This window comes from Ruegeria sp. YTSA168 (assembly GCF_059610045.1).
The window spans coordinates 15,694-28,130 of record NZ_JBXWMW010000023.1; the positions used below are offsets into that span (position 1 = coordinate 15,694).

General features: G+C 57.0%; 13 protein-coding genes and 2 tRNA genes. 9 read left to right on the forward strand and 6 right to left on the reverse strand.

Annotated features, from left to right (window positions below):
* The first annotated feature begins 18 nt into the window (after positions 1–18).
* The 3 genes from AC2FFE_RS20400 to AC2FFE_RS20410 all read left to right on the forward strand — a co-directional run bounded on the left by AC2FFE_RS20400 (position 19) and on the right by AC2FFE_RS20410 (position 2,523).
* Positions 19–696 carry a TRAP transporter small permease gene (locus AC2FFE_RS20400; RefSeq protein ID WP_480862167.1) on the forward strand — a complete coding sequence of 226 codons (678 nt, stop codon included), beginning with the start codon at positions 19–21 and terminating at the stop codon, positions 694–696.
* On the forward strand, positions 696–2,072 hold the full coding sequence (locus AC2FFE_RS20405) for a TRAP transporter large permease (RefSeq protein WP_496821036.1): 1,377 nt from the start codon (positions 696–698) through the stop codon (positions 2,070–2,072). The genes AC2FFE_RS20400 and AC2FFE_RS20405 overlap by 1 nt, the downstream gene beginning before the upstream one ends.
* Positions 2,073–2,211: 139 nt before the next feature.
* The gene (locus AC2FFE_RS20410) at positions 2,212–2,523 is read left to right on the forward strand and encodes a DMT family transporter (protein WP_496847558.1); all 312 of its coding nucleotides are present in this window, start codon (positions 2,212–2,214) and stop codon (positions 2,521–2,523) included.
* Here the strand turns inward: AC2FFE_RS20410 and tpiA are convergent, their stop codons facing one another.
* Positions 2,524–3,273 carry a triose-phosphate isomerase gene (gene tpiA / locus AC2FFE_RS20415; RefSeq protein WP_496847559.1) on the reverse strand — a complete coding sequence of 250 codons (750 nt, stop codon included), beginning with the start codon at positions 3,271–3,273 and terminating at the stop codon, positions 2,524–2,526.
* Between the two features lie 123 nt (positions 3,274–3,396).
* On the opposite strand from tpiA, the gene AC2FFE_RS20420 reads away from it, so the two are divergent.
* A complete protein-coding gene (locus AC2FFE_RS20420) occupies positions 3,397–4,308 on the forward strand; it encodes an isopenicillin N synthase family dioxygenase (RefSeq protein ID WP_496821039.1) in 912 nt (303 codons plus the stop codon).
* On the opposite strand, the gene AC2FFE_RS20425 is transcribed toward AC2FFE_RS20420, so the two are convergent.
* Positions 4,305–4,670, reverse strand: a complete 366-nt coding sequence (locus tag AC2FFE_RS20425) for a HesB/IscA family protein (protein ID WP_170536994.1) — start codon at positions 4,668–4,670, stop codon at positions 4,305–4,307. The two genes, AC2FFE_RS20420 and AC2FFE_RS20425, sit on opposite strands and share 4 nt — an antisense overlap.
* 205 nt (positions 4,671–4,875) lie before the next feature.
* Here AC2FFE_RS20425 and AC2FFE_RS20430 point away from each other — a divergent pair, with 205 nt between their 5' ends.
* The gene (locus AC2FFE_RS20430; RefSeq protein ID WP_496847561.1) at positions 4,876–5,214 is read left to right on the forward strand and encodes a hypothetical protein; all 339 of its coding nucleotides are present in this window, start codon (positions 4,876–4,878) and stop codon (positions 5,212–5,214) included.
* Positions 5,215–5,457: 243 nt separating this feature from the next.
* On the opposite strand, the gene AC2FFE_RS20435 is transcribed toward AC2FFE_RS20430, so the two are convergent.
* The 3 genes from AC2FFE_RS20435 to AC2FFE_RS20445 form a co-directional block, all read right to left on the reverse strand.
* Entirely contained in the window at positions 5,458–5,820 is a 363-nt protein-coding gene (locus AC2FFE_RS20435; protein ID WP_496821041.1) for an SUF system Fe-S cluster assembly protein, read from the reverse strand.
* Positions 5,821–5,900: 80 nt separating this feature from the next.
* Positions 5,901–6,188, reverse strand: coding sequence for an NfeD family protein (locus AC2FFE_RS20440; RefSeq protein WP_496821042.1), 288 nt, complete (start codon positions 6,186–6,188; stop codon positions 5,901–5,903).
* On the reverse strand, positions 6,188–7,078 hold the full coding sequence (locus AC2FFE_RS20445; RefSeq protein ID WP_496847563.1) for an SPFH domain-containing protein: 891 nt from the start codon (positions 7,076–7,078) through the stop codon (positions 6,188–6,190). Before AC2FFE_RS20445 ends, AC2FFE_RS20440 begins: the two co-directional genes overlap by 1 nt.
* 164 nt (positions 7,079–7,242) lie before the next feature.
* Here AC2FFE_RS20445 and AC2FFE_RS20450 point away from each other — a divergent pair, with 164 nt between their 5' ends.
* The 3 genes from AC2FFE_RS20450 to lon all read left to right on the forward strand — a co-directional run bounded on the left by AC2FFE_RS20450 (position 7,243) and on the right by lon (position 11,971).
* Entirely contained in the window at positions 7,243–8,154 is a 912-nt protein-coding gene (locus AC2FFE_RS20450) for a nucleoside hydrolase (RefSeq protein ID WP_496847565.1), read from the forward strand.
* Positions 8,155–8,217: 63 nt separating this feature from the next.
* Positions 8,218–9,348: a tRNA guanosine(34) transglycosylase Tgt gene (gene tgt / locus AC2FFE_RS20455; RefSeq protein WP_496847567.1), complete on the forward strand. Its 1,131-nt coding sequence runs from the start codon at positions 8,218–8,220 to the stop codon at positions 9,346–9,348.
* A gap of 214 nt (positions 9,349–9,562) precedes the next feature.
* Entirely contained in the window at positions 9,563–11,971 is a 2,409-nt protein-coding gene (gene lon / locus AC2FFE_RS20460; RefSeq protein WP_496821047.1) for an endopeptidase La, read from the forward strand.
* A 112-nt stretch (positions 11,972–12,083) separates the two neighbouring features.
* Here the strand turns inward: lon and AC2FFE_RS20465 are convergent.
* A tRNA-Val gene (locus tag AC2FFE_RS20465) sits at positions 12,084–12,158 on the reverse strand.
* 202 nt (positions 12,159–12,360) lie between these two features.
* Here AC2FFE_RS20465 and AC2FFE_RS20470 point away from each other — a divergent pair.
* Positions 12,361–12,437, forward strand: a tRNA-Asp gene (locus AC2FFE_RS20470).

Genomic DNA, 12,437 nt, shown 5'->3' on the forward strand with positions numbered 1-12,437 from the left:
AATTGCGGGGACAGAAAGATGTCTGGTGCGAAATCCGGCCCGACCGGGCTGGTCGACCATATCGAAGAAACCCTGATCGCATTGCTGCTGGGCCTGATGACGGCCGTGACCTTTGCCAATGTGATCGCCCGGTTCTTCTTTAATTCCAACATTCTATGGGCGCTGGAGCTGACGGTGTTCATGTTCGGCTGGCTGGTGCTGCTGGGCGCTTCTTATGCGGTGAAAAAGCACGCACATCTGGGCGTCGATGCGATCCTGAACATGCTGGCTCCTGCGCCGCGCCGCATTTTAGCGTTGATTGCCGTTGCCTGTTGTCTGGTTTTCTCGCTTTTGCTGTTGAAAGGGTCTTATGACTACTGGGCTGTGTTCGCGGATTTGCCGCCAACCTCGGGCCGCTGGTTTCCCACGGGTCTGAACTTTGATGCACGCAGTCAGAGCTTTTACGAAGTTGACGATATCCCGATGATCGCTCCGCTGCGGTTTCTGGAGGGCCTGATCAACTACGGCGAATATTACGAAAAACTACCCAAGGTCGTTCCCTATTTCATCCTGCCTTTGTCGATGCTGTTACTGGTGATCCGCTTTGCCCAGGTCGCTGTACAGATTTGGCGTGGTGAGACCGACCGCCTGGTCGCCAGCCACGAGGTTGAAGATGAGATCGAAGAGGTTCGCGCGCAGCAGGGGGAGCATAACTGATGGATGTTGTACTTCTTTTCTCGATGGTCATCGGGCTGCTGCTGATCGGTGTTCCCATTGCGGTGGCTTTGGGCCTCAGCTCGACCCTGTTTCTGCTGATCTATTCCGACAGTTCATTGGCTTCGGTCGCGGGCACGCTGTTTGAAGCGTTCGAGGGTCACTTTACCCTTCTGGCGATCCCGTTCTTTATTCTGGCCTCGTCCTTCATGACGACGGGTGGCGTGGCGCGGCGGATCATCCGGTTCTCAATCGCGTGTGTTGGGCATTTGCCGGGCGGTCTAGCAATTGCGGGTGTGTTCGCCTGTATGCTGTTTGCGGCCTTGTCTGGATCGTCGCCAGCGACTGTGGTCGCCATCGGGTCCATCGTGATCGCAGGGATGCGGCAGGTTGGTTACTCCAAAGAGTTCGCCGCCGGTGTGATCTGTAACGCGGGGACGCTGGGCATCCTGATCCCGCCGTCGATTGTAATGGTTGTTTACGCGGCCGCCGTCGAGGTCTCGGTCGGGCGCATGTTCCTGGCAGGGGTCATTCCGGGCCTGATGGCCGGTTTGATGCTGATGATCACCATTTATGTCATGGCCAAGGTCAAGAACCTGCCGAAGGGCGATTGGAAGGGCTGGGGCGAAATCTTCGTCTCGGCGCGTGAGGCGGGTTGGGGCTTGTTCCTGATCGTGATCATCCTTGGCGGCATCTATGGCGGCATCTTCACACCGACCGAGGCCGCAGCGGTGGCTGCGGTCTATGCTTTCTTCATTGCCAGCTTTGTCTACAAGGATATGGGGCCGCTCAGCACGGAAGACGGAACAGCAAATGTTTCGTTGTTTAAGAAACCGCATGCGCTGATTACCGCATTCTTCCATCCGGATACCAAACACACGCTGTTTGAGGCCGGTAAGCTGACCGTCACGCTGCTGTTCGTCATCGCCAACGCGTTGATCCTCAAGCATGTTCTGACGGACGAACAGGTGCCGCAGCATATTGCCGAGGCGATGTTGTCTGCTGGGCTGGGTCCTGTAACCTTCCTGATCGTGGTGAACGTGATCCTGCTGATCGGTGGTCAGTTCATGGAGCCTTCGGGCCTGTTGGTCATCGTTGCACCGCTGGTGTTCCCGATTGCCATCGAGCTGGGCATCGATCCGATCCATCTGGGCATCATCATGGTGGTGAACATGGAGATTGGGATGATCACCCCTCCGGTCGGGTTGAACCTGTTCGTGACCTCAGGCGTGGCAGGCATGCCGATGATGAGCGTCGTGCGGGCCGCGCTGCCCTTCCTGGCGGTGCTGTTCGTCTTCCTGATCATGGTGACGTATATCCCGTGGATTTCGACCTTCCTGCCGAACTCGGTCATGGGGCCGGAAATCATTACGAACTAGCGAGTGGATGGCCGGGCAGCAGATGTTGCCCGGCCAGGCTTGAACCCCGGGGCAGGGATGCCCATCTCGTGGACAGAGGACGACCTCCCCAACACGGGTAGATCATGCGGGACGACCCGTTTTGATAAGGGGTCACCTCATGGCATGGATCATGCTTGTTTTTGCCGGAATTCTAGAAATTGTCTGGGCGGGCGCGATGAAGCAATCCGCCGGTTTTACGCGGCTTTGGCCGACTGCGATTATGGGAGTTTCCATGATTGGGTCGTTTGGGCTGCTGTCGCTGGCGATGAGAGAGCTGCCGCTGAGCACCGCCTATACGATCTGGGTTGGCATCGGCGCGGTCGGCGCGTTTGTCGTCGGCGTCACCGTGATGGGTGAGGCGCTGACGCCCATGCGCCTGCTGGCCGCGGCTTTGATTATCGCCGGGATTGTAACGATGAAACTGGCCTGATCAGGCGTGTTCCAGCGCGTCGATAATGCCCGAGAAATCATCCGCCTTCAGGCTGGCGCCACCCACCAGTGCACCGTCCACATTTGAAACGCCAAAAATCTCAGCCGCGTTCGATGGCTTGACCGAGCCACCATAAAGCACGCGGACCGAACGGCCGACACCCTCACCAAACCGGCGTTCAAGACGAGCGCGGATGAAATCGTGCACGGCGCCGATTTCGTCCAGCGTTGGGACTTTGCCGGTTCCGATGGCCCAGATCGGCTCATAAGCGACGATCAGGTTCTCGCCGGTGGATTGATCGGGGATCGAGCCTGACATCTGACCGCCGATGATGTCCAAAGTGTTCGCAGCCTCGCGTTGTTCCAGGCTTTCACCAACGCAGATGATCGCCTGCAACCCCGCATCCATCACGGCGCGGGCCTTGGCGCGTACATCCTCATTTTGCTCGCCATGGTCCACGCGACGTTCCGAATGACCCAGGATTACCGCCGAAGCCCCTGCGTCCTGCAGCATCTCGGCGCTGATGTCGCCGGTATGCGCGCCGGCGCTTTCCGCGTGGCAATCCTGGCCGCCAACGGCCACACCAGAACTTTCGACGGTTGTGGCAGCACGCTCTAACAAAGTGGCCGGAGGACAGATCAGGATATCGACCCCGGGCGTTGGATGGCGCTCGGCCAGAGCCATAAGCTCGGCAAGGGCCGCGCCGGTTCCGTTCATTTTCCAGTTTCCAGCTGCCAGCTTGCGCCGCATATCTGTTTCTCCTGCTAGATCCGCGATTTGCCTTTCGGATAGCACCGTTGATCGGACCTTACAATTCCGGTTGCAGTTCCGGCTGCAGCTCGGCACGGTCCGCCGTGATTCGGTGAGGGCGCCATGATTGATAATCTTGATCTCGAAAAACTGGATAGCCGCGACAAAGACGAACTTGCCCGGCTTCAGCAAGCCATCGGGCAGGTGGGTTTTTTGACCATCGGGAATACTGGGCTTTGTGCTGAACGGGTGCAGCAGGTGATTTCGACTTACTTCGATTTCTTCCGGCAGCCTGAGCAGGATAAGAAACTGGTCGATATGGCTGCGACCGGGTCAAACCGGGGTTGGGGCGCGCCGAAATCCGAACAGGTGGATCCGAACGCCAACCCGGATTTCAAAGAGGTCTTTGATTGCGGCTATGAACTGCCTGAATTGAGCCCCTATCACGCGCGAAAACTGAGCGTCTATGCGCCGAACCAGTGGCCCGAGGCACCGGAAGGGTTCGAGCAGTCCATCCGTGCCTATTATGCGGATGCGTGTGGTGTAGCGATGCGGGTGCTACGCGCCATCGCCGTCGCGCTGTGTCGGGATGCTGACAGTTTCGACACGGCTTTTGACACGCCAATGGCGCTGCTGCGTGGGAACTATTATCCGCAGCGACCTGTCTGGGCGCGCGAGAAGGATTTCGGTATTGGGGCCCATACCGACTATGGCTGCCTGACCCTGCTGGCAACCGACGGAACTGCGGGCCTTGAGGTTCGCATGCCTGACGGGACCTGGGAAAGAGTCGAGGCCGCACCCGGCACATTCATCATCAACTTTGGTGAAATGCTGGAGTTCTGGACAGCGGGTCGCGTCAAGGCGACCGAACACCGGGTTGTTGGCGGGGCGCATGAACGGATTTCGGTCCCGTTGTTCTTTAACCCGTCCTACGACACCAATGTCGCGCCGCCTGAGTCAGATCAGGTGATTTCGGCAGGTGAGCACCTGACGAAACGCTTCAACGAAACCTATGTGCATTTAAAGTCGGCCTAAGCCTGTGAAGACAGACTTTCGTCAAACTTGATCGACTCGCCGCATCCGCAAGCGTCGACTACGTTCGGGTTTCTGAACTTGAAACCGGATTCCAGCAGTGAGACCTCATAATCGATCTCGGTTCCGAACAAGAACATCTGCGCCATTGGGGCAATCATCACGCGTGCGCCGTCTTGCTCGACGACCTCATCATGAGGATCGGCCTCATCCACGTAGTCCATGGTATATTCCATGCCCGCGCAGCCGCCCTTTTTGACACCGATGCGCAAACCGGCATGTCCGCCCGTTGTCATCAGGCGGGTGATCTGCTCTGCAGCTTTGGGCGTCATGGTCACGGCCTGTTTGCCGGGAATGCCGAACATTTGTGTCTCCGTCATCGCGCGATACTGTTAACTTAGGGGCGTCGACCGTCAGGCTCAAGTCAGAGCAGTTGAAAGACGCGATTTTTAGAGTAGATCACAGCGAGCCAAACGGCTTGCCTTGGTGCCGAGAGTGCGCATAGCGTGTGGGCAAGGCATTTGGCGGGGGACGTATTGCTCCGTATTCAGGTAGAAAAAGGGCATAAAAATGAGGATTCTATATACCAATATTAATGTAATCACGCGTGCGATTTCGGGCGCTTGCACAGTGTTTCTGCTGGCTTCGTCCGCGCAGGCCGAAACCGAGGCAAAGCGCCACCCTGTTAATTGCGCCACAGCCGAGGGTGATTTGCGGGCCATTGACGCCGAAAAGAAACATGCCGAGGATAAGCAATTGGAAAGCGTGGCTGCGATCACGCCGGCCGGGGCCTTGCTGGGGCTTGTGACAGGAACGGAGGGCAAGAGGCTGCAAATGCTTTCGGGGGATTACATCAAGGCGCTCAACGAACGCGAAGCCGAAATCAAATCAACCTGCGGTCTGAAATAGGCCCTGGATATCGCGTCTTCTACAAAGGAAAAGACCGCTCTCGGGCAAGAGCGGTCCAAATTCGGGGCCTGGCGACGGGGGGCGGCGCATTGGTCACGGCCCAAGCGCATCACTTCGTTCAACCTGTGCGATTGCAGATGCGCCGTATATGTCCCGCAGCAATGTGACAGGCGGCACACAGCAAGGTAACGCAAAAGCTAATGTTTTGTGACAATTGGCGCTAACTGGGCTGTGAAGGTCGAATTACATAAAGCCCAGTTCAAGCCGTGCTTCGTCGGACATCATGTCCATGCCCCAAGGCGGTTCCCACGTCAGTTCGACATCAACCTCTTTCACGCCAGCCACGGGTTCGATGGCTTCGACGATCCAGCCGGGCATTTCCCCGGCAACCGGGCATCCCGGTGCAGTCAGAGTCATGATCACTTTGACGGCGTTGTCGTCCTTGATGTCGATCGTGTAGATCAGGCCCAAGTCATAGATATTGACTGGAATTTCAGGGTCATAGACCGTGCGGCATGCGTCTACCACATGCTCGTACAGGGGGTGTTCGATGGTTGATGGCGCAATCAGTGGTGCACCTTCAAACTGTTCGCTGGGGTGAGTCATCTTTGCCTCGGGTCAGTTGCCTGACCGTTTATATAGGGAATGGTGTGCCCAGCGTCCAGTCATGCAGGCTGGGCAAAACCTTAAGGGTGTCGGTCATTGATATCGTGCTGGAATGTTTTCACTTGGCCATGCGGCAGCGCGAACATCCGGCGCAGGATCAGCCAGGCGATCAGGGACAGAACCGCAAAGATCAGCAGCAGGATGGGCAGCGATGGCGTGACGCCTGGAATGACAAGTATCAGACCAGTGATCGCGGCCCCGATCGCAAAGCCCAGAAAGATGAACCCGGGCAGCACCAGTTCCAGTATGCCGAGCGCCAAGGCGCCCGCCAACCAGATCCACCATGTCAGCCAAAAGGGATCAGCCATTACTTTGCCCCTTTCAGCATTTTGAACGCATCGCCAAACGCTTCCAAGGCGTTGGCTGGAACAACAATGGTTTGTTTGCCCGAACCATTGCCCAGCGCGTTGAGCGATTCCACCTGTTTCAGGGCAACCTGATACTGAGCAGCCTCAATCCCGTTATCCTGAATGGCTTTGGCCACAACGCCGGTCGCATAGGCTTCGGCATCGGCCTGAATGCGGCGGGCTTTGGCCGATTGTTCGGCGGCATACAACTCAGCATCTGCCTGCAACTCCACCGAGCGTTTCTGGCCTTCGGCCTCTGTCACTTGCGCACGGCGCGCGCGTTCGGCGTTCAGCTGCTGCAACATCGCGTCGCGCGTCGCCTGGTCAAGGTTTACGTCCAGAATTTCAGCACGCGTTACCTCGATCCCCCAGTCATCCACGGCAGTTTCAACGCTTTCCTGAATGCGAGAGATCAATTGAGACCGGTTCGATTGAACCTCATCCAGATCCATTTTACCGATCTCAGCACGGACAATGCCGGCGACGGTTGTGGCAATCGCACCGTCCACATCGCGGATACGGTAGACTGTCTTTTCCGGCTCCAAAATCCGGTAGAAGACCGAGGTGTCGATCTGAACCAACACGTTATCCTTGGTGATCGCGTCCTGGGTCGCATTTGGCAGCTGGCGTTCCAGTATCGAGATCTTGTGGCGTGCAACATCCAGAAACGGAACGATAAAGTTGATTCCGGGCCCAAGCACCGAGTGCAGACGCCCGAACCGTTCAACCACGTATTTTTCTGACTGAGGCACAATCTTGATGCCTTTGAGAATAACAATAACCACCAGTACGGCGGCCAGCAGGTAGATAATGTTCGATGAAAGCAATCCGATGATCTGCTCTTCTGTCATATCTGTCCTCATTTATTGTGTACTATAGTATACATTTGGGGATTGAGTCGTCCGATTTCAACTCTGGTATGGCGTGAATGCCGTGGGTTGCAAATAGCGTTGTGCGTTTGTGAAGAAGACAGTGATCGCTTTGCATCTGCCTGCGACTGCGCTATCGGAGCGGGATGAAACTGATAATTGATACAGACCCGGGCATCGATGACGCCATGGCCATCGCCTACGCTGCCGCCGCACCCGAGATTGACCTGATTGGCCTGACCACCGTTTTTGGCAATACACATGTCCACCAATCCAGCCGGAACGCCCGGTTTCTGGTCGATAAGTTGGGTTTGGATATACCCATTGCTCAAGGCGCGACCGCGGCTCATGGTAAAGACGATCACAGCCCATCCGAGCATGTGCACGGGCCAGAAGGATTTGGTGATCTGACCGATATCCCTGAGATTGGGCAGAACCATGATCTGACGGCGTCTGAGTTTCTGGTTGAAATGGCGCGCGAACATGCTGGCGAACTGGTGGTCTGTGCCGTCGGTCCGCTCACCAATATCGCTGATGCGATGGCGCTGGACCCGCAGTTCTCAAAGAACCTTGGCCGTTTGGTGATCATGGGGGGCGCTGTCTATTGCCCGGGCAACATCACCCCGCATGCCGAAGCCAATATCTATCACGATGCGCATGCCGCCGATGCGGTCTTTGCTGCGCCACCACAGACAGTTCTGGTGGGTTTGGATGTGACGTTGAAAACGCTGTATCAGAACGCGGATTTTGAGGCGCTGGCACAGAAATCAGCCGATATGGGTGTGTTTCTGCGGGACATCTCCAAGTTCTATTTGCAGTTCTACAAGGAAATCGGCGGCTTAGATGGTTGTGGCCTGCATGATTCCACTGCGGTGATCGCCTGCACCCATGGCCACATGTTCGACGTGGTACAAACCGGGTTGCGGGTCGTTACCGAAGGGGATGCGTTGGGCGCAACGGTACCTCACAACCAACGCCCACCTGTGACTGTCTGTCGGGACGTAGACGGCGCAGGGGTGGTTGACCTGTTCACGGCCCGAGTCGCCTCGCTGCCCTGACGGGTTGCAAAGCGCTTGCGGATCGGGCAAAGCCTGCCCGGTTCCGCGATCTGAGATGTTGATATGACCCAGCCGTTCTCTTTTGAACTCAAAGCCACAGATGGCAAGGCCCGCACTGGCGCGATCCACACACCACGGGGTGAAGTGCGCACACCTGCCTTTATGCCGGTGGGAACAGCGGCGACCGTCAAGGCGATGATGCCCGAAAGCGTGCGCGCAACGGGGGCCGACATCCTGCTAGGGAATACCTATCACCTGATGCTGCGGCCCACCGCTGAACGGATCGACCGGCTGGGAGGCCTGCACAAGTTCATGAACTGGGACCGGCCTATTCTGACGGACTCAGGCGGGTTTCAGGTCATGTCACTGGCCGGGCTGCGCAAACTGACCGAAAAGGGCGTGACCTTCAAATCCCATGTGGATGGGTCAAAACATGAACTTACGCCGGAACGGTCGATGGAAATCCAGCGCCTGCTGGGCTCGGATATTGTGATGTGCTTCGATGAATGCCCGTCGCTGCCTGCTGATCGGGATCGGATCGCCGAGTCGATGCGCCTTTCGATGCGGTGGGCCGAGCGGTCTCGGGATGCGTTTGGCGACCGCCCCGGCCATGCCTTGTTTGGCATCATGCAGGGCGGTCTGGAACAGGACCTGCGGGAAGAAAGCGCCCAAGCACTAAAAGCGATTGGTTTCGAGGGCTACGCCATCGGCGGTTTGGCCGTGGGTGAGGGGCAGGAGGCGATGTTCGACTGCCTTGATTATGCTCCGGGTTTCCTGCCCAGCGACAAGCCGCGCTATCTGATGGGCGTGGGCAAACCCGACGATATCGTTGGCGCAGTTGCGCGTGGCATCGACATGATGGATTGCGTTTTGCCGTCGCGCTCGGGCCGCACGGGCCAGGCGTTTACGAGACGTGGTGTCGTCAACATCAAAAATGCGCGCCATGCCGACGATCCGCGCCCGCTGGACGAGGAGTGCTCGTGCCCTGCTTGCTTGAACTATTCGCGCGCGTATTTGCATCACGTGTTCCGCTCGAATGAAATGATCTCCGGCATGCTGCTAACCTGGCACAACCTCCATTATTTCCAGGACATCATGCAGGAAATGCGGGATGCGATTGCAGCCGGAACCTTCGACGCATGGCAGGCTGATTTCCATGCAACACGCGCGCAGGGTGATATCGAGCCGCTTTAAGAAACAGCAGCAAGATCTTTCCAGAATTTCGGTGGATATCTCGGTCCGGTGCCTTGCAGTCCGGAAAACCTCGGGTCATGCTGCGAACTGAGACATGATGGTGAGGTTGAAATAGGGCCCTAATAGCCCCACCTTTAACCGTCCAAGACAGGAGATGGCCAAGCGTTGCCTCAAACAGGGACCAGAGCCGTCTTGCCAACGATAAGGATAGAGCATGCAAGAGCCTCTGAATTCCTCATACCCCGTCCTGCCGCTGCGCGACATTGTGGTGTTCCCGCATATGATCGTGCCGCTGTTCGTGGGCCGAGACAAATCGGTCCGCGCGCTGGAAGAGGTGATGCAGGATGATAAGCAAATTCTGTTGTCCAGCCAGATCGACCCCGGTGTCGATGACCCGGAAGTGGACGGCATCTATCAGGCCGGCGTTCTGGCCAATGTGCTGCAACTGCTGAAACTGCCCGATGGCACCGTGAAGGTGCTTGTCGAAGGTCAGGCGCGGGTGCAGATCACGGAATTCCTTGAAAACGATCAGTTTTTTGAGGCACGCGCCGAGTATCTGACCGAAATCCCCGGTGATGTGACCACCACGCAGGCGCTGTTGCGCACTGTTGCGGATGAGTTTGAGCGCTATGCAAAAGTGCGCAAGAACATCCCCGAAGAGGCCCTGACCGCAGTTGGTGAAACCACCGAGCCTGCCAAGCTGGCCGATCTGGTCTCAGGTCATCTGGGCATTGAGGTCGAACAAAAGCAGGAACTGCTGGAAACCCTCAGCGTCAGTGAGCGGCTTGAGAAGGTCTATGGCCTGATGCAGGGCGAGATGTCGGTTCTGCAGGTCGAGAAAAAGATCAAGACCCGTGTCAAATCCCAGATGGAGAAGACGCAGCGCGAATACTATCTGAATGAGCAGATGAAGGCCATTCAGAAGGAACTTGGCGATGGCGAAGACGGCAGCAACGAAGTTGCCGAGCTGGAAGAAAAGATCAACGAGATCAAACTGTCGAAAGAGGCGCGTGAAAAGGCCGAAGGCGAGCTGAAAAAGCTACGCAACATGAGCCCGATGTCGGCTGAGGCCACGGTCGTGCGCAACTATCTGGACTGGATCCTATCGTTGCCGTGGGGCACCAAATCCCGTGTCAAAAAGGATCTGGGCCGCGCGCAGGACATTCTGGATGCCGATCACTATGGGCTTGAGAAGGTCAAGGAGCGGATCGTTGAATATCTGGCGGTTCAGCAGCGTTCGAAAAAGCTGAAAGGCCCGATCCTGTGTCTTGTTGGCCCTCCGGGTGTGGGTAAGACCTCGCTGGGTAAGTCGGTTGCCAAAGCCACGGGGCGCGAGTTCATTCGCATCTCGCTGGGTGGTGTGCGCGACGAATCCGAGATCCGCGGTCACCGTCGGACCTATATCGGTTCGATGCCAGGTAAGATCATTCAGGCGCTGAAAAAGGCGAAAACCACGAACCCGCTGATCTTGTTGGACGAAATCGACAAGATGGGGCAGGATTTCCGCGGCGATCCGGCTTCGGCCATGCTGGAAGTGTTGGACCCGGAACAGAACAGCACGTTCATGGACCACTACCTGGAGGTCGAATATGACCTGTCCAACGTGATGTTCCTGACCACGTCGAACAGCTACAACATGCCTGGGCCTCTGCTGGACCGGATGGAGATCATTCCGCTGGCCGGTTACACCGAAGAGGAAAAGAGCGAGATTGCCAAGCAGCACCTGATTAGCAAGCAGGTCAAAAACCATGGCCTGAAAGCCAAGGAATTTGAACTGACCGATGAGGCGCTGCAGTCGATCATCCGCACCTATACCCGCGAGGCGGGCGTTCGGAACCTTGAACGTGAGATCGCCAAAGTGGCGCGGAAGTCGCTGACCAAGATCATCAAGAAAGAGGCCGACTCGGTTACCGTGACGCCTGAAAACCTGGATGATTTCCTTGGCGTGCCCAAGTTCCGCTATGGTCTGGCTGAGCAGGACGATCAGATCGGCGTTGTGACTGGTCTGGCCTGGACGTCGGTTGGTGGAGACCTGCTGCATATCGAGGCGCTGAAACTGCCCGGAAAGGGGCGGATGAAAACCACCGGTAAGCTGGGCGATGTGATGAAAGAATCCATCGACGCGGCCTCGTCTTACGTGCGGTCGATTTCGCCTAAGATCGGGGTGAAGCCGCCTCAGTTCGACAAGATCGATATCCACGTGCATGTGCCGGATGGCGCAACGCCCAAAGATGGCCCGTCGGCCGGTCTGGCGATGGTAACGTCGATTGTATCGGTCCTGACCGGTATTCCGGTACGCAAGGATATTGCAATGACCGGCGAGGTGTCCCTACGCGGGAACGCGATGCCGATTGGTGGCTTGAAGGAAAAACTGCTGGCGGCGCTGCGTGGCGGCATCAAAACGGTTCTGATCCCGGAAGAGAATGAAAAGGATCTGGCTGAGATTCCCGACAATGTGAAAGAGGGCCTGCAGATCATCCCGGTCAAACATGTCTCGGAAGTGCTGGAACAGGCGCTGGTGCGCGAGCCCGAACCCATCGAATGGGACGAGGCCGCTGAAGAGGCTGCAGCGGCGGCTGCCAAAGCAGCCGAGAGTGCGGGTCCGGCAGCGACGGCGCACTGAACTTTACAGCAGAAATTGGAAAGGCGGGCTTTAAGGTCCGCCTTTTTCGTATCTAGAAGCTGTTAAGTTGGCAAAGCCTATGGATTTTAGAGTAAGTTTTCATAGGAAAGAATGGTGGGTGATAAGAGATTTGAACTCCTGACATCTTCGATGTGAACGAAGCGCTCTACCACTGAGCTAATCACCCATAGCGCGTGCTGTTATCGCGTCCTAATGGCCCGCGCAAGCCCGAGCGGCCCGGAAAACGCTGTTTGACATACGAAAATGGGGCCTTTGATTTCGTCCGCATGGAAAAATCCGGCTTCTGTCAAAAAACTTCAAAACGCCGCTTGACGATGTCGGGGCGGGGCCATAATACACCCCAACGTTCCATCGGGAACGGGCAGTGGGCGGTTGTAGCTCAGTTGGTTAGAGTACCGGCCTGTCACGCCGGGGGTCGCGGGTTCGAGCCCCGTCAACCGCGCCA